Annotated in this window: 21 protein-coding genes; 7 read left to right on the top strand and 14 right to left on the bottom strand. The window is 71.7% G+C overall.

Going from position 1 to position 23,995, the window contains the following annotated elements:
* Positions 1 to 61 precede the first annotated feature (61 nt).
* The 3 genes from BLA60_RS06910 to aroF are packed head-to-tail and all read left to right on the top strand — an operon-like array spanning position 62 to position 2,447.
* Complete coding sequence (locus BLA60_RS06910) at positions 62 to 859, top strand: TIGR03084 family metal-binding protein (RefSeq protein WP_075131881.1); 798 nt, start codon at positions 62 to 64, stop codon at positions 857 to 859.
* Between the two features lie 37 nt (positions 860 to 896).
* Positions 897 to 1,310 carry a chorismate mutase gene (gene aroH, locus BLA60_RS06905; RefSeq protein WP_170108385.1) on the top strand — a complete coding sequence of 138 codons (414 nt, stop codon included), beginning with the start codon at positions 897 to 899 and terminating at the stop codon, positions 1,308 to 1,310.
* Positions 1,311 to 1,355: 45 nt separating this feature from the next.
* Complete coding sequence (gene aroF, locus BLA60_RS06900; RefSeq protein ID WP_075131880.1) at positions 1,356 to 2,447, top strand: 3-deoxy-7-phosphoheptulonate synthase; 1,092 nt, start codon at positions 1,356 to 1,358, stop codon at positions 2,445 to 2,447.
* Positions 2,448 to 2,511: 64 nt separating this feature from the next.
* On the opposite strand, the gene BLA60_RS06895 is transcribed toward aroF, so the two are convergent.
* The 8 genes from BLA60_RS06895 to BLA60_RS06860 all read right to left on the bottom strand — a co-directional run bounded on the left by BLA60_RS06895 (position 2,512) and on the right by BLA60_RS06860 (position 12,525).
* Positions 2,512 to 3,288 carry a tryptophan synthase subunit alpha gene (locus BLA60_RS06895; RefSeq protein WP_075131879.1) on the bottom strand — a complete coding sequence of 259 codons (777 nt, stop codon included), beginning with the start codon at positions 3,286 to 3,288 and terminating at the stop codon, positions 2,512 to 2,514.
* Positions 3,276 to 3,986: a beta/alpha barrel domain-containing protein gene (locus BLA60_RS06890; RefSeq protein ID WP_075131878.1), complete on the bottom strand. Its 711-nt coding sequence runs from the start codon at positions 3,984 to 3,986 to the stop codon at positions 3,276 to 3,278. The genes BLA60_RS06895 and BLA60_RS06890 overlap by 13 nt, the downstream gene beginning before the upstream one ends.
* Before the next feature lie 91 nt (positions 3,987 to 4,077).
* Positions 4,078 to 4,977, bottom strand: coding sequence for a hypothetical protein (locus BLA60_RS06885; protein ID WP_075131877.1), 900 nt, complete (start codon positions 4,975 to 4,977; stop codon positions 4,078 to 4,080).
* Between the two features lie 113 nt (positions 4,978 to 5,090).
* Positions 5,091 to 8,174, bottom strand: a complete 3,084-nt coding sequence (locus BLA60_RS06880) for a non-ribosomal peptide synthetase (protein WP_075131876.1) — start codon at positions 8,172 to 8,174, stop codon at positions 5,091 to 5,093.
* Positions 8,171 to 9,553, bottom strand: a complete 1,383-nt coding sequence (locus tag BLA60_RS06875; protein ID WP_075131875.1) for an FAD-binding oxidoreductase — start codon at positions 9,551 to 9,553, stop codon at positions 8,171 to 8,173. The genes BLA60_RS06880 and BLA60_RS06875 overlap by 4 nt, the downstream gene beginning before the upstream one ends.
* A 4-nt stretch (positions 9,554 to 9,557) precedes the next feature.
* The gene (locus BLA60_RS06870) at positions 9,558 to 9,800 is read right to left on the bottom strand and encodes a phosphopantetheine-binding protein (RefSeq protein WP_075131874.1); all 243 of its coding nucleotides are present in this window, start codon (positions 9,798 to 9,800) and stop codon (positions 9,558 to 9,560) included.
* 21 nt (positions 9,801 to 9,821) lie between these two features.
* Entirely contained in the window at positions 9,822 to 11,216 is a 1,395-nt protein-coding gene (locus BLA60_RS06865; protein WP_154814177.1) for an FAD-dependent oxidoreductase, read from the bottom strand.
* A gap of 58 nt (positions 11,217 to 11,274) precedes the next feature.
* Positions 11,275 to 12,525 carry an acyl-CoA dehydrogenase family protein gene (locus tag BLA60_RS06860; protein ID WP_075131873.1) on the bottom strand — a complete coding sequence of 417 codons (1,251 nt, stop codon included), beginning with the start codon at positions 12,523 to 12,525 and terminating at the stop codon, positions 11,275 to 11,277.
* Between the two features lie 278 nt (positions 12,526 to 12,803).
* Between BLA60_RS06860 and BLA60_RS06855 the strand changes: the two genes are divergently transcribed.
* Positions 12,804 to 14,045 (top strand): extracellular solute-binding protein, encoded by a 1,242-nt coding sequence (locus tag BLA60_RS06855; RefSeq protein ID WP_162292912.1) that lies wholly within the window; start codon positions 12,804 to 12,806, stop codon positions 14,043 to 14,045.
* A 57-nt stretch (positions 14,046 to 14,102) separates the two neighbouring features.
* Here BLA60_RS06855 and BLA60_RS06850 read toward each other — a convergent pair whose 3' ends face one another.
* The 3 genes from BLA60_RS06850 to BLA60_RS06840 all read right to left on the bottom strand — a co-directional run bounded on the left by BLA60_RS06850 (position 14,103) and on the right by BLA60_RS06840 (position 16,617).
* The gene (locus BLA60_RS06850; RefSeq protein ID WP_075131871.1) at positions 14,103 to 14,828 is read right to left on the bottom strand and encodes a DUF2306 domain-containing protein; all 726 of its coding nucleotides are present in this window, start codon (positions 14,826 to 14,828) and stop codon (positions 14,103 to 14,105) included.
* An 80-nt stretch (positions 14,829 to 14,908) separates the two neighbouring features.
* On the bottom strand, positions 14,909 to 15,799 hold the full coding sequence (locus tag BLA60_RS06845) for a DUF2855 family protein (RefSeq protein WP_075131870.1): 891 nt from the start codon (positions 15,797 to 15,799) through the stop codon (positions 14,909 to 14,911).
* On the bottom strand, positions 15,796 to 16,617 hold the full coding sequence (locus BLA60_RS06840) for an SAM-dependent methyltransferase (RefSeq protein ID WP_162292911.1): 822 nt from the start codon (positions 16,615 to 16,617) through the stop codon (positions 15,796 to 15,798). Before BLA60_RS06840 ends, BLA60_RS06845 begins: the two co-directional genes overlap by 4 nt.
* Positions 16,618 to 16,815: 198 nt before the next feature.
* On the opposite strand from BLA60_RS06840, the gene BLA60_RS06835 reads away from it, so the two are divergent.
* Positions 16,816 to 18,405, top strand: a complete 1,590-nt coding sequence (locus BLA60_RS06835) for an MFS transporter (RefSeq protein WP_075131868.1) — start codon at positions 16,816 to 16,818, stop codon at positions 18,403 to 18,405.
* A 62-nt stretch (positions 18,406 to 18,467) separates the two neighbouring features.
* Here BLA60_RS06835 and BLA60_RS06830 read toward each other — a convergent pair whose 3' ends face one another.
* Entirely contained in the window at positions 18,468 to 20,051 is a 1,584-nt protein-coding gene (locus BLA60_RS06830) for a 4-hydroxyphenylacetate 3-hydroxylase family protein (protein WP_084734706.1), read from the bottom strand.
* A gap of 207 nt (positions 20,052 to 20,258) precedes the next feature.
* Between BLA60_RS06830 and BLA60_RS06825 the strand changes: the two genes are divergently transcribed.
* Positions 20,259 to 21,443: an acyl-CoA dehydrogenase family protein gene (locus tag BLA60_RS06825; RefSeq protein ID WP_075131867.1), complete on the top strand. Its 1,185-nt coding sequence runs from the start codon at positions 20,259 to 20,261 to the stop codon at positions 21,441 to 21,443.
* Positions 21,444 to 21,563: 120 nt separating this feature from the next.
* Complete coding sequence (locus tag BLA60_RS06820; protein WP_075131866.1) at positions 21,564 to 22,172, top strand: Imm21 family immunity protein; 609 nt, start codon at positions 21,564 to 21,566, stop codon at positions 22,170 to 22,172.
* A 95-nt stretch (positions 22,173 to 22,267) separates the two neighbouring features.
* On the opposite strand, the gene BLA60_RS06815 is transcribed toward BLA60_RS06820, so the two are convergent.
* Positions 22,268 to 23,086, bottom strand: a complete 819-nt coding sequence (locus BLA60_RS06815; RefSeq protein WP_075131865.1) for an SAM-dependent methyltransferase — start codon at positions 23,084 to 23,086, stop codon at positions 22,268 to 22,270.
* Between the two features lie 21 nt (positions 23,087 to 23,107).
* Entirely contained in the window at positions 23,108 to 23,977 is an 870-nt protein-coding gene (locus tag BLA60_RS06810) for an LLM class F420-dependent oxidoreductase (protein ID WP_075131864.1), read from the bottom strand.
* Between the last annotated feature and the right edge of the window lie 18 nt (positions 23,978 to 23,995).

The following is a 23,995-nucleotide window of genomic DNA, read 5'->3' as shown; positions in this document are numbered from 1 at the left end:
TCGCCGTCCCAAGGTCACCGGACGTGGCGCGGGCGTGAATCGTGGTGAGAGGACAGACGCAATGACCGAGCAGCGAGACGTCTTTTCCGATCTGACGGCCGAGGCCGGGGTCGTCGACCAGCTGGTGTCCGAACTGGACGAGGCCGGCTGGGCACTGCCCACACCGGCTCCGGGCTGGACGGTCGCCCACCAGATCGCCCACCTCGCCTTCATCTTCCGCCTCGCCGGCACCGCGGCGTCGGACGCGGAACTGTTCACGGCCATGACCGCCTCGGCCGCCGACGACTTCGAGGGCGCGGTCAACGCCGCGCTCAACCTGTACCTGCCCGACCAGCCCGAGGTGCTGCTCACCCGGTGGCGCGACGAGCGGGACACCGCCATCAAGGCGCTGGCCGCGGTGCCGGGCGACCAGGTCGTCCCGTGGCTGGTGCGCCCGCTGCCCCCGTACGTGCTGGCCTGCGCCGGCCTGATGGAGGTCTTCGGGCACGGCCAGGACATCGCCGACACCCTCGGCGTGACCCGTGAGCCGACCGACCGACTGTGGCACCTGGTGCTGTTCGCCACGCTGGTGTGGGACTTCGGCTACCAGTCCCGCGGCCTGACCCCGCCGGACACCCAGTTCCGCTTCGAGATCACCGCGCCGTCGGGCGAACTGTGGGCCTTCGGCCCCGAGGACGCCGACCAGCGGATCTCCGGGCCGGCGCTGGACTTCTGCCTGCTGGTCACCCGACGGCGCCACCGCGACGACCTCGCGCTGGTGGCCACCGGTGAGCACGCCGACCACTGGTTGGACATCGCGCAGGCCTACCGAGGCCCCGCCGGCCCCGGCCGCACCCCCGGCCAGTTCTCCGGCAGCTGAGGGCCCGCACCCGAAGCGACGAGAAAGGTGCGATGCCATGATCGCGGTACGCGCCGTTCGCGGAGCCGTCCAGGTCGACCGGGACGACCCCGACGTCATCTTCGACGAGACCTGTTCGCTCGTGCTGGAGGTCATCCGGCGCAACGACCTGGCTCTCGACGACATCATCAGCATCTTCTTCACCATGACACCGGACCTGGCCAGCGGGTTTCCCGCGGCGGCGGCCCGCGCGGTCGGCCTCACCGACGTCCCGATGCTGTGCGCCACCGAGATCGGCGTGCCGAACTCGATGGAACGGGTGGTTCGGCTGCTCGCCCACATCCAGACCGACCGGCCGCCGGCCATGGTCGAGCACGTCTACCTGCGCGGCGCCGTCAAGCTCCGCCCCGACCTGGTGCGCGAGCGGCGCCCAGGTACCCGTGGCCCCGGCGGTTCAACGGCGACCGGCTGAGGCGGCCCACCCGAACGAGTTCGACAAGAATGAGGTATCGCCACAATGGTGATCGTGATGGCGCCGGACGTCACACCCGAGGACATCGACGCGGTCGTACGGCTGGTCGAGTCGACCGGCGGTGAGGCGTTCGTCAGCCGAGGCGTGACCGGGGTGTTCGACCCGGCCACCGATCGTGAGCAGGTACGGGTCACCCGGGTCGTCATCGGTCTGGTCGGCGACATGGAGCAGTTGGCGGAGCTGAACCTGCGGGAGATGCGCGGGGTCGCCAAGGTCACGCTGGTCTCGTCGAAGTTCAAGCTGGTCAGTCGTGAGCACCACCCGCAGCGGTCGGTGGTCGACGTGGCCGGCGTCCCGATCGGCCCGACGACCATGACCCTGATCGCCGGTCCCTGCGCGGTGGAGACCCCGATCCAGACCCTGGCCGCGGCCAGAATGGCCAAGGCGGCCGGCGCGACCCTGCTGCGCGGCGGCGCGTTCAAACCCCGCACCTCGCCGTACGCGTTCCAGGGTCTCGGCGAACGCGGCCTGAAGATCCTGTCCGACGTGCGCGACGAGATCGGCCTGCCGATCGTCACCGAGGTCGTCGGCGTCGAGGACGTGGACATGATCGCGTCGTACGCGGACATGCTGCAGATCGGCACCAGGAACATGCAGAACTTCCCGCTGCTGCAGGCGGTCGGGGCGACCAGGAAGCCGGTGATGCTCAAACGCGGCATGAACGCCACGATCGAGGAGTGGCTGATGGCCGCCGAGTACATCGCCCAGCGCGGCAACCTGGACATCGTGCTGTGTGAGCGGGGCATCCGGACGTTCGAGACCGCGACCAGGAACACCCTGGACATCTCGGCGGTGCCGGTCGTGCAGCGGATGTCGCACCTGCCGGTGATCATCGACCCGTCGCATTCGGGTGGGCATCGGGATCTGGTCCTGCCGTTGAGTCGGGCGGGGATCGTGGTCGGGGCCGACGGGTTGATCATCGACGTGCATCCGCAGCCGGACCGGGCGTTGTGTGACGGGCCCCAGGCGTTGATCGCCGAGGATCTGCGGGAGTTGTCGCGGATGGTCGGCGAGTTGAGCGCGGTGATGGGCCGGGAGCCGGCGGACACCGAGCAGGAGCGACGACTGGCCGGCTAGTCGTGGCGGTGCGGAGGGGACAGGGGGCTGGTGCCCTGCCCCCTCCTCGGCCCGCCGAGACTGGTCACGGGAGTGCCGTGGCGGTCTTCCAGCGCTGGACGGCCCCGGTAGCCCAGGGCGTTCGTTCCGGTGGGGGCCTGGTCGTCAGGCCTCGGTACAGTTCGCTGCCCAGGACCACGCCGGCCGCGTGGGGCACCACCGCGCGGATGTCGTGTTCGGTGCGTAGGCCGAAGCCCGCCAGGAAGGGTCTGGTGGCGGTGGCCGCTGTGGCTTCGGCCGCCCGGTGTGCCTCGGTGCGGTTGAGGAGATCGCCGGTGCGGGGGGCGAGCGGGCGGTAGGTGAGGTGCCTGGCCGTGGCTTCCAGGCGGTGCGGTGACCCGGTTCCCTGGCGGATCAGGGGGATGGCGCTCAGGTCGGTGTCCGCCACGGTCGCCGAGGTCAGGTCCCCGTCGGGATCGGTGAGGACCAGGCCGTCCACCCCGGACTCCTGGCAGGCCGACAGGACTCCGTGCGGGCCGAGGTCGGTGACCGTCGACGGGTACACCAGGGTGATCAGCGGGGTGTCGGGCAGGCGGGCGCGCAACTCCCCCACCAGTTTCCAGGCCTGGTGTGGTGTGTGGTCCCGGGCGCGGTCGAAGGAGTGGGCGATCTCGGCGCCGCGCGGGGCGGTCGACGGGGTTGGTATCCCCAGCTCCAGCACGTCGGCGCCGGCCTGTGCCACGGCCACGGCGAGGTCGTTGGGGGTCACCGGGTCGCCCACGGTCAGGTAGACGACCAGCAACCGCTCACCGCGCCCCGCCGTCCGCCGCAGCCGCGCTCCGATGCGGTCTACCTCGGCCACAGCCTGGCGCCGTTCAGTTCCTTGGCCAGCTCCGTCGGGTTCGCGCTCTGCGCCAGCGCGGTACCGACCAGGACCGCTTCGGCGCCCGCCTCGCCCGCTCTGGCGACGTCCGCCTTGGTGTAGAACGAACTCTCCGAGATCACGAACACGTCGTGCGGGATGGTGGCGATCAGTTCCTCGGTGCGGCTGACGGTTCCGGTGTCGAGTTCCAGCGCCACGATGTCCCGGTTGTTGACCGCGATCACCACCGCGCCCAACGACACGGCCTCGCGGATGTGGTCCTCGTTGTGGACGCCGAACACGACCTCCAGGCCCAGCCGCACGGCACGGTCTCGTAATCGCTCGACCTGGCCCGGCGCGACCGTGTTCAGCGACAGCTGGATCGCGTCGAAACCGGCGTTCACCGACTCGTCGATCTGGCTCAGGGTGCTGAAGAACTCCTTGCGCATCAGCGGAAGCGCGGTTCGCGCGCGGATCCTGGCCGCCAGGTCGATCCCGCCGGCGAAGTACACCGGATCGGTCGGTGTGGACATCGCGGCGACACCGCCCTCGATGAGGGCGTCGAGGTACCCGTCCAGATTGCCCGGGGCGATCAGTTCGCCGTCGCGCGGGGAGCGGAACTTCACGTCGGCCATCACCGCGCACCGCTCGTTGAGCCGGGCCGTCTTGAGCACCTCGTACAGACTGCGGTCTTCCATATTTCTCCTCGGGTGTTATGGAATAACACAGTTATGGTGTCAACCGGGAGCACCCCGGCACACCTTCGAGCGTGCGGTCAATCCACTGTGGTCAGGCGATCCTGGACCGGTTCTCCGGTTCCGGTTCGCGCACCGACGACACGGCACGCCACGCCCGGTCGAACACGGCCAGCGCGTCGGCCAGCCCGCTCGCGCGCGGCGGCGACAGCCGGGCGCGGTGTGCGGTCAGCTCGCGGACCGCCCGCGTGTGCGCGGCGCCCCGACCGCGCGTGTGCTCCCGGATGACCTGGAACCGGTCACGGGGCAGGGTCGCGAGCAGGCGCACGATGACGGCACTGGCGGCCAGCCTGGCGGACGCGTCGTCGACCTGGGTGACGGCCTCGGCCAGCTCGCCCCGGCGCAGCGCGTGCACCGCGCGTTTCAGGCGCGCGCCGAGCCTGCGGTACAGCAGCTCGGTGACCTGCGCACAGCGGATGACCACGATCTCGTCGTGCAGGGTGGTCATCGGCAGCACGGCCGCGCCCACCGCCGTGCGCAGCGCCGGCGGGGTGCGGCGCAGGACCGTCCTGGCCAGCTCGGCGGCGGTGGCCACCAGCGCGGAGGTGTCGGTGATGTCAGGGATTCGGGCGCGGGCGCGGGGAGCCAGGTCACCGGACCGGGCGACCGCGCGCACACCCGCCAGGGTGCGCAGGCGCTGGGCGGGCGTCGGGCGCGCGGCCAGGGCTGTCGTCTCGACCAGCAGCAGATCGGCCAGCAGGGCGGCGATCAGCTCGTCGAACGCCGCCTCCGGGTCGCGCTGGGCGGCGGCCGCCTGCTCCAGGACCGGGACGGCGGCGTAGGTGTCGAACCCGGGACGCTCGTGGTCGAGCAGGCACGGCAACCACGCCGCCAGCAGCGGGTCGGTGGGCTCCACGGCACGCAGGGCGGCGAGCAGGGCGGGGTCGACGGCGGGGCGGCCACACGCCTGGACGTGTGTCACGACGTCGCGCAACGGGAACTCCGCGCCGGCCGCGAGGGCACGGGTCGCGCGGTCGAGACAACCCTGGCCCAGCGCGGGTTCCAGCGCGCACGAGTTCGTGCCGCCGGTACCGACCGCCGCCCCGGTCAGAGGTCGTTCCCGACCAGGAAGGAGGACTGGGACTCGACCAGCGCGGCCAGACCCGCGACCGTCGGGTTGGCGAAGAACTCCAGCGCCTGGACACGGGTCCCGTAACGCTCCCGCAGCGCGTCGAGCACCCGGGGCACCAGCAGCGAATGGCCGCCGGCCGCGAAGAACTGGTCCTCCACAGTGGACACGTCGACCCCCAGGCCGGCCCAGATCCTGGCCACGCCCTGCTCCACCGCCGACTCCGGGGCACGCACGGCGGCCGGCCGCACCGGCCCGGGATCGGGCAGCAGCCGCCGGTCGATCTTGCCGCCGACGTTGCGCGGCATGGCGATCATCGTCCGGAACAGCACCGGCGGCATCGCCTTGCCGAAGCGCCGGCGCAACGCCACCCGCCACGCGTTCGCCGCGCCGGTCGTCTTCCCGTCCTCGGTGCGCCGGGGCACGACGTAGGCGACCAGGCGGCGGACCAGCCGGTCGGAGTCGGTCACCGCCACCAGCGCGCACTCGGCGACCGACTCGTGCTCGGCCAACGCCGTCTCGATGTCGGCCAGCTCCAGCCGCACCCCGTTGAACTTGACCTGGAAGTCGCCCCGGCCACGGAACTCCAGCGCGCCGTCCCAGCGGCGCCGGCCCTGGTCACCGGTCCGGTAACAGGGACCGTCCAGGCCGAACACGCCGGTGCCCGCCAGCTCCCGGAACTGGTCGCGCTCCCCCGCGGCGGCCCCCAGGTAGCCGGAGGTGACGTGCGGGCCACGGATGACCAGGTTGCCGGTCACCCCGGCCGGGCAGGGCCGGCCCTCGTCGTCGAGCACCAGGACCTGACGTCCCGGGATGGACCGGCCGATCGGCGCGGTGCCGTGCACCGGGCCGCCGATCTCGTGCCAGGAGGCCAGGATCAGCTCGGTCGGGCCGTACAGGTTGACCAGCCGCACGCCGGGCAGCGTCGAACGCAGCCCGCCCGCCAGGTCGCCGGGCAGCGGCTCGCCGGCCAGCAGCAGGTGGTTGACCGCCCGCAGCTGCTCCGGGCGGCCCCGGCCGCGCACGACCTGCAGGATCTCCCGCACGAAGCTGGGCACCGTCTGGAAGACGGTGATCCGCTCGTCCTCCAGCCAGTCGACGATCTTCTCCGGGTTGGCCCGGATCCGGTCCGGCACCGGGCACACCGTCGCGCCGGCCAGCAACCCGCTGAACAGCTCCCCCAGGCTGGCGTCGTAGCCCGGCGCGGCCCACTGCGCGACCCGCGCGCCGGGGCCGATGCCGAACTCGCCGGCGAACCAGGTGACGAACTGGGCGAGCGTGCCGTGGGTCTGCGGAATGCCCTTGGGCCGCCCGGTCGAACCGGAGGTGTAGGCGACGTAGGCGCCGGCCTCCGGGCCGGGGGTGGCCGGGCGCACCGGGTCGCCGGCCGGCAGGTCGGCCACGTCCAGCAGCCGGCCGCCGTGCTCCTCGGCGTACCAGGTGGCCAGCGTGTCCTCCCCCGCCGCGCCGTCGAGCACCAGGCACGCGGGACGCAGCTCGGCGAGCACCGAGCGGCCCCGGTCGCCGGTGTCGCCACCGCCGAGGCACACCAGCCGCGCGCCGGCGTCGAGCACCGCGAGCACCGCGGCGACCTGGTCGGGGCCGGTCGCCATCCGCACCAGCACCGGCTCACCGGCGACGTCCGGGCCCAGCGCCGAGGCGATCCTGGCGGCCCTGGCCACCAGGTCGCGGTAGGTGACCCGCTGGCCGGCCCAGGACAACGCGGGCGCGTCCGGGGTGCGGGCGGCGGCCCGGTGCACCAGCACGTTGACCGCGTCCTGGCCGGGCGGGCCGGCGTCGATCAGGTCGGCGGCCCGGGCGGCGGCCAGCAGCGCCTGCTCGCCCTCCAGCGGCAGCGCGACGGCCGGGAGGGCCGGGTCGGTGAGCGCGGCGGTGAGCAGGGTGTGCAGCTGGGCGAGGACCTGGGTGGCCGAGGAGGGCTCGAACAGGCTGTCGCGGTAGGTCAGCGCGCCGGTGATCACCTCGTCGACCCGGTCGACGGTCAACGTGAGGTCGGCGCGGGCCGGGCCCGGCGTCACGTCCACCGCGGTGACCTCGACGCCGGGCAGCGCCAGCGAGGGCTCCGAGCCGTCGTTGAGCACGAACATGGCGTCACAGAACGGAACCCGCCGGGGATCGCGGTCGACCGGCAGGGCGCCGACCAGCTCCTCGAACGGCAGCTCGCCGTGCGCGAGGGCCTCGTCGGTGGCGGTCGCCACCCGGGACACCAGCTCGGCGAACGCGGGCCGCCCGTCGAACGACGCGCACACCACCAGCAGGTTGCGGAACTGGCCGACGGTGCCGGCGAACTCGCGCGGGCGCAGCACCGCCGGCACGCCGACGGCGACCAGCTCCTCGCCGCTGTAGCGGTGCAGCAACGTCTGGAACGCGGCCAGCAGCACAGTTCCCGGCGCCACACCGACCTGGGTGGACAGCCGGGCGAGCGGACCGGCGAGCTCGGGCCAGGAGAACCGCAGCTGGCCGACCTCGGCGGCCGGGGTGCGCGGGCGGGTGCGGTCCACCGGCAGGTCCAGCGGCGGCGGCAGCGGTGTGAGGCGTTCGCGCCACCACCGCACCAGCTCCTCGCGGTCCTGCTCGTGCTGGTTGCGGGCGTGGCGGGGGTAGCCGGGCGGCGGGGTGCCCAGGGGCCGGCCGGCGTAGGCCGCGGCCAGCTCACCGACGATGACGGCCAGCGACTCCTCGTCGCAGACCGCGCGGTGGACCACCAGGTCGACGCGGTGCTCGCCCTCGCCGGTGGTGGTGACCGACAGCCGGGCCGGCGGGCCGTCGGCCAGGTCGACCGGGCCGGACGCGCACGCCTCGACCGACGCCTCGGCGGCCACCCGCCGGCGCGGCACGCCCTCGCGCGCCACGATCGTGGTCCGCAGGCTCTCGTGGCGGGCCAGCACGCCGCGCCACCCCGCGCGCAGGGCGGCGGCGTCGAGGTCGCCGCGCACCCGGTAGGCCACGTGCAACGTGTCGGCCGCCGCGCCGGGCGCCAGTTCGGTCAGGAACCACAGCCCGTTCTGCGCGCTGGACGTGACGGCCTCGTCGGTGCTCACCACTGTTCCCTTCTGGTCCCGGCACTGGCGTTCGGGGTGATGTCCCCGGCGAACAGGCCGGTCGGGTCGATCCTGGCCCGGACCCGGTCCACCGCCGCGACGTCGGCCGGGTCGAGGTGGCCCTGCGGCTGCTCGTGGCTCTCGACGAACGTGGGCGCGGTCCGCCCGGTGTCCCACGGCGCGAGCGCGGTCCGCACCCGGGCGAAGTACGCGCTGATGGCGGCGTCGGTCAGCCCGGCCTCTGGCACGGCGGTGCCGGAGTAGACGAACCGCGCGTCCAGGTGGTTGAGCACGCCACCGTCCGGGTTCGGGGTGGCGATCGCGCCGCCGAGCTGACGCAGCCCGGAGACCACCATCGGCGAGCCGGAATCCGCGCCGAGCACCGCCAGCAGCTCGGCGGTCCCGGCCTCGCCCGGTTCGTCGATCAGGAAGTGGTCGCCCCGGTAGGGCACCGGGTCGGGCGGGTCCATGTGGATGCCGAGCACCGAGGTCGGCGAGGTGGTCTGCCACTCGTCCAGCAGCGGCTCGGCCACCGCCCGCAGCGGTTCCACCAGCTCGGCGGCCTGCTGCTCGGCGCGGGTCGGGTCGTCGCCGGCGGTGCCGACCACGACCCCGTCGACGGCGAACACCGGGCCGGCGCTGAGCACCGGCGGCACGTCGGGCAGCGGCGGGAAGTTGAGGAACCGCAGGGACGTCGACGCCTCCGGCGGCGCGTCCTGGGTCCACTTGAGCCACACCGGCAGCAGCCGGCCGGCGTGCTCGGCCGACCAGAACGTGGCGCCGGTGACGACCGTGCTCGCCGGGAACAGCGCCACCTCGATCGCGGTGACCACCCCGAAGCCGCCTCCGCCGCCGCGCAGCGCCCAGAACAGGTCCTGCTCGGTGGCGGCGTCCGCCCGGACGGTGTCGCCCTCGGCGGTGACCAGTTCGACCGCACGCACGCTGTTGGCGGCCAGGCCGACCTTGCGGCCGTAGTAGCTGATCCCGCCGCGCAGCAGGTAGCCGACGACGCCGACGGTGCCCGCCGAGCCGTGCGGGGGCACCAGCCCGTAGGGGGCGACCGCGGCGAGCACGGTCTCCCACGTGGTGCCGGCGGGCACCCGGGCCACCCTGGCGACCGGGTCGACCTCGACCTGCCCGGCCAACTGGGTGCGGACCAGCAGCGCGCCGGTCATCGGCGCGTCGCCGCCCGAGGAGTGCCCGGTGCTGTGCACCCGCACGCCGAGCCCCTCGGCACGGGCGTGCCGCAGTGCCGCGCGGACGTCCTCGACGGTCCGCGCGGTCACCGCGAGCGCCGGCCGTGCCGGCGAGGCCAGGTTGAACACCCTGGTCGCCGAGGTGTAGGCCGGGTCCCCTTGCCGGGAGAGGAAGGCGTCCATGGCGTCAGGCCGCGGCGCGCCCGGCGGCGACCACGGAGGCGACGAACGAGGCCAGGTTCGGGTCGTCCTCGAAGATGTCGCCGACGTCGATCAGGATGCCCAGCTCGTCCTCGACCCGGGACACCAGCCGGACCGCGGTGATCGACTCGCCGCTCAGCTCGAAGAACGACGCGTCGTCCTGTCCACTGGGGATGGTGAGCACGTCCCGCCAGATCGCCTCGGCCGTCCTCGCGATGCTCTCGGTCATGACTGTCCTTTCGCGGTGTCCTCAGGCGGCGCGCGGCAGCCCCGGGTCGTCGGTCCGGTCGGCCGGCGGCGCCGGGGTGCCGGTGGTCCTGGCCGGCTTGGCGTTGCGCAGGATGCGCAGCAGCATCTTCGGCTTCATCAGCGACTCCGGGCCGGCGACCATGCCGGCGACCCGCATGAACGCCTTGGTGACCTCGCCGTCGCGGGCCGCGGCGGCCTGCACCTTGGCGACGAACGCGTTGGCGATCCGCAGCTTGAGCGGGCGGTGGCCCTCGACCTCGGGGAAGGTGAGGTCCCCGCCGGCCGACATGTCCCACGCCCCGCCGATGACCTTGGCGATGTCCTTGTGGAACCGGCGCGGTGCGACGACGCCCCGGCGCAGGTGCTCACGCAGCACGGTCGCCTCGATGGCGGCGACGGTCATGCCCTGGCCGTAGAGCGGGTTGAAGCTGCACGCCGCGTCGCCGAGCACCACGAACCGCTCGGGGAAGCGGGCCAGCCGCTCGTAGTGGCGCCAGGTGCTGGCCGGGTAGCGGAAGCCGACGATGTCACTGACCGGTTCGAGCTTCTTGACGATGTCGTAGATGTCGGGCACCGCCAGCGACTTGACGAAGTCCAGGAAGCCCTCGGGGTCGGTCGGCGCGCTGTCGCCCAGCACGCCGGAGACGGTCAGCACGGCGCGACCGTCCTCGATGCGGGTGAGGAACCCGCCGCGCGGGGTGACCGGCGAGGTCGTCGGGTTGATCGACAGGTCGCCGTCGAAGACCGACTCGTCGGGCACCCGGTAGAGCCGGCTGGTGTAGCTGACGTTGATCTTGACCCGGTCCTCGGGCGGACGCTCGTAGCCCAGGGCCTCCAGCCACGCCGGGGTGCGCGAGCCACGGCCGGTGGCGTCGACGACGAAGTCGGCCTCCAGGACCTCCTCGGCGCTCTCGCCCTGGCGGTGCACCCGCACGCCGGTGACCCGGTCACCGGCCTGGTCGGTGACGATGCCGACGATGTCGGTGCGCTCGACGAACCGCACGTTCGGCAGGGCGTTCACCCTGGCCCGCACGTGGCCCTCCAGCACCGGCCGGGCGGCGGAGATGCAGCTCAGACCGGCGTCGGCGGGCTGGAGTTTACGGCCGCCGAAGAACCAGCGCACGTCGCCGCCGAGGTCACCGGTGGGGATGCCGGCGGCGACCGCGCCGGCGTAGAAGCCGGGGAAGAACTCCTCCAGGATCTGCTGGCCGCGGGCCAGCAGACCGTGCACGTGCCGGCCCTGCGGCACGCCACGCCGGGCGGCGGTCACGCCGACCAGCTCGTCGCGGTCGACGACCACGACCTCGGCGTAGGACTCGGCCAGTACCCTGGCCGCGACCAGTCCGGCCATGCTCCCGCCGAGCACGACCGCCCGATCACCCAGGTGATCCACCACGGGTGTACCTCCTCGCTCGTCGCTGGCGGGCGGCCAGCGGGTCACCGACGCCGGCCGGTCAGCCGGCGAGTTCGTCCGGCAGGCCGAAGTGCGCCCTGGACAGCTCACGCTGGGCCTTGGCGGCCAGGAACACCGCCGAACCGGCGTGGGTGTGCAACATGGACATGTCGCGCCAGATCCGCTCCAGGCGCTCGCCCCGGCGCACCGAGCTGGACCCGGCCGTCGGCAGCAGGTGGCCCTCGACGGCGCGCCAGCACAGCTGCTCGACCTGGCGGGAGATCCCGGCCAGGCGCATCTCCAGCTCGCGGGTGAACGCGGCGGGACCGGCGGCGCAGGCCTCCTGCCACAGGCGCACCGCGCCCAAGATCCCGACCTCGGCGGTGGCGATCATGCCGGTGGCCTCGCCGTACCAGTACTGGTAGTCGGGGTCCTCGAACCGGGTCACGACCGGGGGGAACAGTGTGGTGCGGGTGCGCATGAGGTCCTCGAACGCGTCCAGCGCCGCCTTGGCGATGCCGACGGCGAGCACGGCGCTCTCCAGGTTCATGAAGCTCAGCGGGCCGCCGCTGTACTCGACGTTGCCGTGCAGGCGCAGCCCCGGGGTGCCGTCGGCGACCGAGTACTGGCTCATGTGGCCGGGCAGCGTGTAGTGGTCGGGGATGATCGCGTCCTCGACGGTGATGCTGTGCGAGCCGCTGCCGCGCAGGCCGAGCTGCTGGCCCCAGTCGTCGAGGCGGCGCCACTGCTCGCGCGGGGCGATGAACAGCATCGGCTCCAGTTGGCCGGAGGCGCCGGGCGCCAGGGCGTGGCCGACGAAGTGGGTGGCGTAGGGGGCGCCGGAGCAGTAGCCCCAGGTGCCGTTGACCTTCCAGCCGCCGTCGACCCGCTCGGCGGTGCCGCTGGGCATGATGGTGGCCGGGGCGAGGAAGTCGCCGCCGGCGAACAGCTCGTCCTGGGCGCTCTCGGGGAAGACGGTGGCGACCGCGAGGGCGTGCGCGGCGCCGAGGGTGTACATCCACCCGGTCGACGGGCATCCCCTGGTCAGCGCGATGGCGACCTTCACGAAGGTGTCCACACCGAACTCGTAGCCGCCGTAGCGGCGGGGGACGAGAATCCGGTAAAGACCCGCCTTCGAGAACGCCTCGTGGGTGTCGGTGGCGTAGAAGGTGCGGTTCTCTGTCTCGGCCTGACGCTCCACCAGCTCCGACGCGAAGGCCTCCGCGCGAGCGACCACGTCGGCCGGGGTCAGCTCGGGCTCGGGCGGGAGCGGAAAGCCGTGCTCGGGAAAATTCGCGGCGACGACTGACATTGTTCCGCACGTCCTTTACCTGGAATCGATGTGCTCGACCAGCGTCACATTCGCTGGTGACCGGGCGCATCTCCGCGATTGCCCCGGCGGCGGGACCGGGCACTGCCGAAGATGTGGGGCGGGGCGGCGGCGACCCACCATGAGCGTGGTGACCGGCGCACCCCGAGTGCGTCGGCGCTGTCGCATGCTGTCGTACCAGTGGAGGATCCATGTCGCCGCCGAGGGTTGAGATCGACGTAGTGTTGTCGGAGTATCCGTTTCCGGATTTCCTCGGACCGGTGCGAAAGCGGGCGGCGGAGTTCGAGCAGGCGCATCCCGAGTACGAGATCACCATTCAGGGCTGCTATTACGAGGACCTGCCGGCGGAGGTTTCCCGCCGGACGCTGGCCGGCCGCCCCCCGACGATCGCGTCGTACTACTCGGGAGCGTCCCAACAGGCGATCGACACGGTGCGGGCCGACGGCCGCCCCCTGTTCACCTCGGTGGGCCGAGAAGTCGGCGACCGCACCGAGATCCTCGGTGAGCCGGTCATCCTGAACGACCTCATCGAGGCCTGCCAGACCTTCTACAGGATCAACGACGACCTGGCCGCCGTCCCGCTCACCCTGTCGACGATGTTGTTGTACAGCAACATGACGATGCTGCGGGCCGCCGGCCTGTCGACGCCCCCGCGAACCTGGGACGAGGTGAGCGCGGCCTGCGAGGCACTGACCGGCGGGCCGGCGTACCCCATCACCTGGCCGGACGACGGCAAGCTGTTCCAGCACTGGATCACCCAGCAGGGCGGGGCGATGCTGGACGCCGACAACGGACGGGCCGGCCGGGCGTCCCGGGTGGACCTCACGTCACCGGGACTGCTGGCCCTGGTCGACTGGTGGCACCGGCTCAACCGCGGCGGCTACTACCTGTACACGGGAACGTTCGAGGACTGGGCCGGCAACGGCGCCGCGTTCGTCGGCGAACGGGTCGCCCTGCGGGTCGACTCGTCGTTCGCGATCAACTTCATGGGCGGGCCGGAACGCGACGGCCTGGAGGAGACCGTGACCCTGTTGCCGCACAACGACCGCGTGTCGCCGGTGGGCAACTGGATCGGCGGGGACGCGATGTGGCTGGCCGACGGGTTGGACCCGGTCGCCCGGGACGGGGCGCTGGCGTTCATGATGTACCTGAACTCGCCGGAGAACGCCGCGCAGTGGCACCGGGCCAGCGGCTCAACCCCGGTCACGGAATCCGCTGTCGCGCTGCTGGCGGAGGAGGGCTGGTTCGACAACCATCCCGCGCACCGGGTGGCCGTCGAGCAGTTGCGGCGGGCCACCGTGTCGGCGCCGGTGATCCCCGGCTCCCACGGGGTGCAGACGGCGATCATGGCGGCGATGGAGGACGTGCTGGTGCGGGCCGCCGACCCGGCGACCCGGTTCGCGCGGGCGCAGGTCGAGGCCCAGGCGGCACTGGACGCCTACAACGCCACCTGTCTCGCCGGTGTCGAGCGTGACCCCACCTGGCTGCGGGTCGGCACCTGAGCGGTGAGGCACACAGGACTGCCGGGTGCCCGTCGGGCACCCGGCAGTCGACGAGGATCAGGCCTTGACGAACACCCGATCGGCGGGCCGCTCCACCGGCCGCCGCGCGGTCCGGTTCAGCCACCACTGCACCAACATCAGGTTGACCACCCACCCGAACCACCGGGCGGTCTCCAACAGGTACGTGATGTCCCCGGTGAACCCCATCTCCAACGCCGACCGCACGATGAACAACCCCCACACGTTGTTCATCACCAGCGCGAAGCTGTACAGCATGTACCGCCGGTGCTTGGCCCACCGGTTGCGCCGGGCCGCCACCCACCCGGCGATACTGAACGCGAACCACAGCACGGTGGCCATGGTCACGCCGACCTGACCGGGCACCGGCGCGAACGGCACCAGGATCAGCCCGAGCACGGCCGCGATCACACAGGCCACGACGTAGATCCGCCCGGTCCACCGGTGCAGTCCGGGGTTGCGCCGGCGCAGCTTCGGCCACACCTGCAGACACACCGCCAGCATGGTGATGGTCCCGGCGATGATGTGGATGATCAGCAGCGGGTAGTACGCGGGGAACCCGTCATGCGGCGGAACGGGCGCCTCGGCCTCGGGGGTCCCGACGAACGGGTTCACCTGGAGGTACAGGAAGGCCGCCGTCACGATCCACAGTGGAATCATCCAGGGCCGCCGCCAGAACGGGGTGGCCGGGGGCGCGGTGCGCTGTCGTGGTAAGTCCGCCGGCTCAGGAGCCGACGGCCGGACCTTGTCGATGTTCTGTGTCACGATCGCTCCTGGTCGCGTGGGGAATCGACTACAGCGTCACACCGGCCCGCCGCCGCGCGCATCTTCGGCTGTGCCACCCCTCACGGCAGGAACACGTCGGCGAACCCCGGCTCGCCGTACCGTTGCGCCACCGCGTCCGGTCCACTGTGGCGGGACACGCTCACCCAGCCGGCGGCCGTGCGCAGGAACCGGTTCTGGGACGCGCGGTAGCGGTCGCGCCACCGCGCCGGCACGGCCGAGGGCCGGGCGTGCCCGGCGAGCACGGTGTGCGCCAGGTCGTCGTGGAGTACCCGGTGGATCCGGCCGACCAGCCGGGGGTCGCCGGTGAGGTCGACGAGGACCGCGGGGGCGAGCAGCGGGGCGGCGGCGAGGTCGTCGGGGGTGACGGCGTCGTCGCAGCCGCCGGGACCCCGGGTGAACTCGACGGCGTCCGGGGTGGTCAGGCCGACGGTCAGCAGGTCGGTGTCGCTGGCCAGCAGGTCGGCCAGGACGATGCCCGGCACGCCGTCAGCGCCGGTGAGCAGGACGGACTTGGCGCCGCGCAACGCCGCCCGCTCCAGGACGAGCGCGAGGGGGAACGCGGTGGCGAAGGCCGCGCCGAAGACCGTGCGCAGGTCGGCGTGATCCGGTTCGGCGGGCAGGAACGGCGCCAGGTACGCGTGCTCGGTGTCGACGAAGCCGTTCCCGGCCGGCGCGGCGGACAGGACGTGGTCGCTGCCGGCCGGGACGACGCCGTGGACGCGGTCGCCGACGGCGATGCCGGCGACCCGGGACTCCGCCACCCGCGCCTGGGCCCACACCGCCGGACGGCGGAACCCTGGCGGGGCGGGAAAGACGTCACCGAAGCCCAGGTCGGCGGTGAACCGCTCGACCGTCAGCCGGACCTCACCGGGACGCGGACCGACCACCGTGGTGGCACGGAGGCGAACCAGCGTGGGGTCGGCCACCGCGCACAGCAGCTCCCAGGTCACCGCGACAGGGGCTTGCGGGCCGAGACGATCACGTAGCCAACCTGGTCCTTGCGCGGCGCGAAGAACCCGTGGTGCAGCCGGGAGAACTCGGTCACCGCGTCCTCACCGAACTTGGCGGTGACCTCGTCGCGGCGGCTCAGCGCCGCCTCGACGTACTTGGCCTTCTTGCCGAAGACCCTCGGCCCGCACTGGGTGTACTCCTCGACCTCGAACCCCGCCGCCCGGGTGTGTTCGAGCCACTGGGCCAGCGTCGGTAGCCGGTGCAGCTTGAGGGTGTCCATGAACTTCGCCAGCCGCACCGGGTCGCCCTGGGCGCCCAGGCTGAAGTCGGAGAAGGAGATCCGGCCGCCGGGCCGCAGCACCCGGTACAGCTGCGCCAGCACCCGGTCGAGGTCCTGGGCGTTCTGCAGCGACTCCAACGCCAGCACGGCGTCGAACGTGTCGTCCGGAAAGGACAGATCCATGAAGTCGCCGTACTCGAACCTCGCCAGCTCGCCGGCACCGGCGTCGGCCGCGCGCTCGGTGGCCCTGGCGATCTCGTAGTCGCTGACGGTGATCCCGGTGACCCGCGCCCCGAACCCGGTCGCCAGGTGCACGGCGGTCTCACCCGGACCGCAGCCAGCGTCCAGGACGTGTTCGCCGGCGCGCAGGCCGAGGGTGTCGGTGACCTTGCGGGTCAACCGGTGCACCGCCTCGGTCAACGACGCCGGGTCCGCGCGGTCGTACCAGTACCACATGTGCAGCTGGCCGTCGCGCAACTCGTCCCCGATGGGGGATCGCCGGTCGTAGTGCTCGCCGATGTCGGCCGCGTCACTCATGTGTCCGCCCAACCTCGCGGGAACTGACCGATCCATGGTGGCCGGGACAAGGCGTGCGGGACATCTCGACGAATGCGCGATCCGTCCGGAGTGGTCGTCACCGGCCCCTTTTCCACTTCTTTGGGCACCGGCGGAGAAGCGTAAACAAACAACAAAGAGCTACCAATTGGACGACATCGTGACGAGAGGACTGACATTGTGACCGTCAACGAACTGTTACCCGGAGCCGGGCGGCGCCCGTGGGCCGGGCTCGCCGTGCTCTGTCTGGCCAACCTCGTGATCGCCGTCGACATCTTCGTCCTGATGCTCGCGGTACCGCACATCGGCACCGACCTCGCGACGAGCGCCACCGAAACCCTGTGGATCTTCGACATCCACGGCTTCATGGTCGGCGCCTTCCTGATCACCATGGGCGGTCTCGGCGACCGGATCGGCCGCCGCCGGCTGTTCCTGATCGGTTCCGCCGCCGTCGGCCTCGCCTCCGTCGTGTGTGCCTACGCGCCCAACCCCGAGGTCCTCATCGCCGGGCGGGTGCTGCTGGGCATCGCCGTCGCCACACTGCCGCCGTGCAGCCTGGGCCTGATCCGCACCATGTTCCCCGAGCCGAGGCGGATGGGCGTCGCCATCGGGTTCTGGGCCGGTTCGTTCACGGTCGGCGCCATCGTCGGCCCGGTGCTCGGCGGCGCGCTGCTCGACCAGTTCTGGTGGGGTTCGGTGTTCCTGATCGCCGTGCCGATCCTGCTCGTCGTCCTGGTGGCCGGACCGGCCTCGCTGCCAGAGCACCGCAACCCCGACGCCGCCCGCCTCGACCTGACCAGCGCCGCGCTGTCGCTGGCGACGATCCTGCCGATCATCTTCGGCATCAAGGAGGTCGCCCACGACGGCTGGGGCCTGACGCCGGTCGCCGCGCTCGTCGTCGGGCTGGCGCTGGGCGTGGTGTTCGTGCGCCGGCAGCGGCGGGTCACCAACCCGCTGATGGACCTGAGCCTGTTCCGCAACCGCGCCTACAGCATCGGCCTGGGCAGCCTGCTGACCTACGCCATGCTCACCGGCGCCACGCTGATGTTCGTCACCATGCACTTCCAGATGGTCGCCGGCCTGAGCGCCCTGGAGTCGGGGCTCGCGCTGGTTCCCGGCATGGCGCTGTCCACGCTGAGCGTGACGCTGGCGCCGGTGCTGGCCCGCTGGGTCCGCCCGGCCTACCTGATCGGGGCCGGCCTGGTCGTCGTGGTGCTCGGCCTGTTCCTGGTGACCAGGGTCGAGCCGACGTCCGGGCCGGCGGTGCTGATCACCAGCTTCGCCGTGTGGTGTGTTGGCAGCGGGTTCGTGCTGGCCATGGGCATCAGCCTGGTGGTCGGTTCGGTGCCGGTCGAGAAGGCGGCGTCCGCGTCGTCGATGCCCCAGATCAGCAACGAGTTCGGCGCGTCGCTGGGCATCGCGACGCTCGGTGTGGTCGGCACGCTGATCTACCGCGCGCAGGTCGAACTGCCGGCCGCGGTTCCCGCCGAGGCCGCGGTGGCCGCCGGCGACAGCCTCGTCGGCGCGCTGACCGTGGCCGGCACCCTGCCGCCCGAGGTCGCCGGGCCGCTGGTCGGCGCGGCGTTCCAGGCGTTCAACAGCGGTTTGCAGACCGTGGCCACGACCGCCGCGATCATCCTGGCGGGGCTCGCGGTGCTGGTGGTGGTCAAGCTGCGCCACATCCCGCCGCTGGCCAGGCAGGACGCGGCCCCCGAGCCGGAGTCCACAGAGGACAGCGGAACCGGCGCCGGTCTCGCCGCCGCTGCCTGAGGTTGCGACGAGAAAGTACCGGCGACCGATTCGGTCGCCGGTACTTTCCGTTGTGGACGGTGTCAGCCGTTGAGCAGGTTGTTGCGCTGGGCACGCAGGTCGTCGAAGGAGGACAGGTCGGGGACCGTCCAGCCGTCGAGGTCGTACTCGTCGAGGCACTGCTCGACGAACGCCTTGTAGTCACCGACCTGGCCGGTGGCGATCTGCGCGTTGAGCAGCTCCACCCGGGTGTTCTCGTGATTGCCGGCGTAGTTGCGTTCGTAGAGCTCGTGCCGGCCGCCGAACTCGGTGCCCACCGCGTCCCACAGCAGCTTCATCACCTTGACCCGCTCGACCGAGTCGACCCCGTTCGAGCCGCGCACGTACTTGTCCAGGTACGGGCGCACGTCGGGGTTCTTGAAGTCCTCGGCGCTGGAGTTCAGGTAGATCAGGCCGGAGGCGATGTCCTGCTCGATGATCTCCTTGACCCTCGGGTAGCCGATCTGCATGAACCACCGGTAGGCGAACACGTACTGCGGGTTGGGCAGCACCGCGCCGTTGGTCCACGGCACCGGGTTGCGCGCCGCCGCGTCCGACAGGCCCCAGAACAGGTTGCGCCAGGCCAGGACCTCACCGAGCCGGCTCTGGACGCCCCGGAAGTCGGCGGTACCGGTGATCTCCAGCGCCTTGGCCAGCAGGCCGGCGATGAACTCCAGCTTCACCGCCAGGCGCGTGCAGCCGTGGAAGGTGAACCGCTCTGGGAAGCCGGAGCGGCCGGTGAACAGCTGCACCTTGCCGAGGTGGCCGTAGATGAACACGTTTTCCCACGGCACCAGCACCTTGTCCAGCACCAGGATCGTGTCGTTCTCGTCCAGCCGGGAGGACAGCGGGTAGTCGAACGGGCTGCCCATGACCGCGGCGGTCGCGCTGTAGGAGGGCCGGCAGATCAGCTTCATGCCCGGGGCGTTCATCGGGATGGTGGCGACCAGGGCGAACTTGCGGTCCTTGATCGGCAGCCCGTAGTGGGCGATGAAGTTGTAGTGGGTCAGCGCGGACCCGGTGGCGACCACCTTGGCGCCGCTGACGATCAGCCCCGAGTCGGTCTCCTTCTCGACGTGCACGAACACGTCGCCGACCTTGTCCGGCGGCAGGTTGCGGTCCACCGGCGGGTGCACGATCGCGTGGTTCCAGTACAGGACCTTCTCCTGCGACTCGCGGTACCAGCGCCGGGCGTTGTCCGAGTACGGCTCGTAGAACTCCGCGTTCGCGCCCAGCGTGCCGAGGAACGCGGCCTTGTAGTCGGGGCTGCGGCCCATCCAGCCGTAGCTCATCCGCGACCACGCGGCGATGGCCTGCTGGTCGGCGACGAGGTCCTCAGCGCTGTGCGGGGTGGTGAAGAACCGGTGGGTGTAGCCGTCGCCACCGGAGTCGGTCGGGGCGGTGAGCACGTCGCGGTGCGCGGGATCGTGCAGCGCGTCGTAGAGCCGGGCGACCATCCTGGCGGGGTTGTGGAACGCCGGATGGGCCGTGACGTCCTTGACCCGCTCGCCGTAGAGGAAGATCTCGCGGTCGTCGCGCAGACTCTCGATGTACTCCGCGCCCGTCAGCGGACGGGTGCGTGGCCGCGCGCCGGGCGCGCGGTCAGGGACGTCCCGATGCTCGGTCATCGGATTCTCTCTTCTCTTCGCTTTCGCCGGGCGGATGCCTGTGACTCTCTCTGGAGCGGATCAATCGTCTCACCGGGAACGCGGCGGCGGGTTATCCGCCGTTGCCCAGTATTCGCACGTCACGAGATGCCCTCGGCCTGATCACGGTGCCAGAGTTGAGAAATCTCTCCGGCGCGTTTTCCCGTCCAGCTATTTTCTATGGAGGACATGGTGACCGAGACCGTCATTCCGACGCGGGAGGAACTCGTCGGCCGCGCGGCGAAGCTGGTGCCGCTGCTGGCCAAGCACGCGGCCTGGTCGGAGGAGAACCGCCGGCTGCACGACGACGTCGTCGACGCGCTCGGCGAGGCCGGTGTCTACAAGCTGCGCCGCCCCAAGCGCTACGGCGGCTACGAGGCCGACACCCGCACCCTGACCGAGGTCGCCGCCGAACTGGGTCGCGGCGACGGCTCGGCGGCGTGGGTCGCCTCGGTGTACTGGATCCCCGGCTGGATGGCCTGCCAGTTCCCCGACCACGTCCAGGACGAGGTGTTCTCGACCCCCGACACCCGCATCTGCGGCACCCTGAGCCCCACCGCGATGGCCTCCCAGGTCGACGGTGGCATCAAGGTCACCGGCCGCTGGCAGTTCATCAGCGGCGCGCACCACGCGCACTGGCAGGAGATCATCTCCATCCTGGTGCCCTCCGAGGGCGACCCGTACCCGGTGATGGCCCTGGTCCCGATGTCGGACCTGCTGGTCGTCGACGACTGGCAGACCTCGGGCCTCAAGGGCACCGGCAGCGTCACCACGGTCGCCAAGGACCTGTTCATCCCCCAGGAGCGGGTGCTGCCGCTGCCGGTGGTGCTCAGTGGACAGACCGCGTCGCGGGCCAACGCGGACTCGCCGATCTACCGGCTGCCGCTGCTGCCGGTGGCGGCCGCGTCATCGGTGGGCACCGTGCTGGGCCTCACCCGAGGCGCGCGGGACGCGTTCCTCAAGCGCCTGCCCGACCGCAAGATCACCTACACCGGCTACGAGAGCCAGCGCGAGGCGCCGATCACCCACTTCCAGGTCGCCGAGGCGGTCACCAAGATCGACCAGGCGGAGTTCCACGCCCAGCGCCTGGCGAACCTGGTCGACACCAAGGGCATCGAGGGCTCGGAGTGGAAACTGGAGGAGCGCGCGCGGACCAGGGTCGACCTGGGCACCGTGGTGGGCCTTGGCAAGGAGGCCATCGACATCCTGGCCGGCGCCAGCGGCGGCTCGTCGATCTACCTGGGCGTCCCGATCCAGCGCTTCGCCCGCGACATCCAGGCCATCAACCTGCACGCGCTGATGAACCCGAACACCAACGCCGAGCTGTACGGCCGGGTGCTGTGCGGACTGGAGCCCAACACCCTCTACATCTGACCACCGCACGGGAACGGGCCCTCCGCGAGAAGGGCCCGTTCCCGTGTGCCGCCGGTTGACCTCGCGACGTGCGCACGCCCTGGCACGGACGATGTCGGTGGGTGAGGGCACACTGACGGCATGAGCGCCTCGTCATCCACCCCAGCCGATGCGTCCCCTGCCTCCCCTGTTTGGGTGCAGTCGATGGGCGGACCTCTGATCGTCATCCCCGTCTCCGCGCTGGCCGCATGGCGCGGGTGCACCGAGACCGGGGTCATGGCGGGAGACGCCACTGCTCCGGACGACTACGACCGGGCCTGTGCGCTGGACGATCTGGCAGGTGTGATCCCCGTGGGCGAGAACGGAGCGCGGGCTGTGGTGCTGGCGGACGAGCCGGCCACCAGCTGCTACCTGTCCGAGCACGGCACCTTCCTGCGGTGGCTCACCGCCGACTCCGAGGCCGAGCTGAAGGCCGCGGCAGAGGCTGGCCTCGCGGACCCGGCCACCGAATGGGAGGAGTGCGGCACCTGGGTGTCGGACGGTCCGGCCGTGCTCATGGACTCCGCCGTAGCGGGCTCCGACCTGAACACCGAGTATCCCGGCGGCGGGATGCCCGCCCAGGCGCCGGTCCCGCTGCCTGCCGGGCGCTGGAGGGTTCGAGCCACCGACATCAAGGCAGATGCGGGAAACCGAGTCGGCCTGGTCCAACTCCTGCCCATCGAATTGTCGGCGTCACCGTTCGTCGTCTGACAGCGAAGCCGGAGGCCCGGAGCTGAGTTCGGGCGACCGGCACGCCGAACACAGCAGCGGCCGCGAAGGAACTGTCCCTTCGCGGCCGTGCGGGCTCAGGAGCGGACGACGGCCAGTAGCATGCCGGTCTCCATCATCGGGTTCATCATGTGTTCCAGTACGCCGACGGCCTCGTCGCCGAAGCGGCCGACCAGGTCGTCGTAGTTCTCCTTGGCCGATTCGGCCATGGCGGTGCCGGTGCGGTGGGTGTGCGGGGTGATGTCGGCCAGTTCGAGCAGGGTCAGGCCGGACGCGGACACCAGGTCGCGGTAGCTGTCCAGGGTGTTGATGGGGGTCAGTGCCATGGCCTCCAGGATCTTGGCCAGCTCGGCCTGTTCGGCCGCCGCCAGTTCCTCTCGCTGGAGCAGGTCGGAGATGACGATCGCCCCGCCGGGGCGTACGACCCTGGCGATCTCCCGCAGGGCCGGCACCCGGTCCATGTGGATCAGTGACTCGATGGCGACGGCGGCGTCGAACGAGTCGTCCGGGTAGGGCAGGGCGAGCGCGTCGGCGTGTTCGAACTCGACCTGGCCGGTGAGGCCCTGTTCGGCGGCCCGCCGGTTGGACAGTTCGACCTCGCCGGGGTCGATGGTGATCCCCAGGACCTGCGCGCCGGTGGTCCTCGCGAGCCGGAACGCCGGGGTGCCGATGCCGCAGCCGACGTCGAGCACCCGGCTGCCGGCCGACACCCCGAGCCGCCCGAACAGCTCGTCCTCCATGCGTTCGACGGCCTGCTGGTTGGGGGTGTCGTCATCGTCGTCGTGCCAGTAGCCGACGTGGAAGCTCTCGCTCCAGATGGTCATCAGGACCTGGGTGCCGACGTCGTAGAAACCGGAGACATCCGCCGCGCTGGGCTGGGTGTTGTCCGTGGTCATGTGACCCTCCAAGAAAAGTGGTTACGCGCCCGCGACGGCCGGTACGACCTTGTCGCCGATGATCTCCAGCTGCCGGACGGGGTTCTGGCCGGACACGATGCCGATGGCGGTGTCCACGCCGGCCGCCGACCATTCGAGCAGCTGCTCGGTCAGCTCTCCGGCTCCGGTGCCGTCGTCCTCGACGGCGAACGGGAAGACACAGGTCTTCTCGATCGTGTCGTAGTCGCGGCCCTCCTCGGCGCAGAACTCGCGCAGCAGCGCCAGTTTGTCCGCCAGGTCCGGTCCTGGGTAGACGTTGCAGGCGTCGCCGTGGCGGGCCACCAGGCGCAGCGTCTTGCGGCCGTCGCCGCCGAGCAGGATCGGCGGGTGCGGGCGGGTCAGGCTCTGCGGCACGTTCAGCGGGCGCTCCAGGCGGTAGTGCCGTCCCTCGTAGGGGCGCTCGTCGCCGGCCCACAGCCGCAGGCACACCTGGAGGGTCTCCTCGACCATCTCGAAGCGCCGCGCCAGCGACGGGAACGGGAAGCCCATGCCGGTGGCCTCGTCGGCGTACCAGCCGGCGCCCAGGCCCAGCATGGCCCGGCCGCCGGAGAGCACGTCGAGCGTGGTGACGATCTTGGCCAGCAGCGCGGGCGCCCGGAAGTGCACGCCGGCCACGACCGGGGCGAGCCGGCAGCGCGTGGTCAGGCCGGCGAGCATCCCGAGGGTGGTGAAGCACTCCAGCTCCGGGGCCTGCGGGCCGCCGGCGTGCGGGCCCTGCCAGACGTGGTCGCCGACGCCGATCAGGTCGTAGCCGGCGTCCTCGGCGATCGCGGCGACGTCGGCGACGGTGCGGCCCATGGCGGCCGGCCCACCGTCCCAGACGAACGTTCCGAGCTCGAATCCCACCTTCATGGCGGTTCTCCTATCGGG

This window comes from Actinophytocola xinjiangensis, assembly GCF_001921215.1.
Taxonomy (GTDB): Bacteria; Actinomycetota; Actinomycetes; order Mycobacteriales; family Pseudonocardiaceae; genus Actinophytocola; species Actinophytocola xinjiangensis.
The sequence above is the reverse complement of the archived record's forward strand: the minus strand, read 5'-3'. Positions and strand labels throughout refer to the sequence as shown.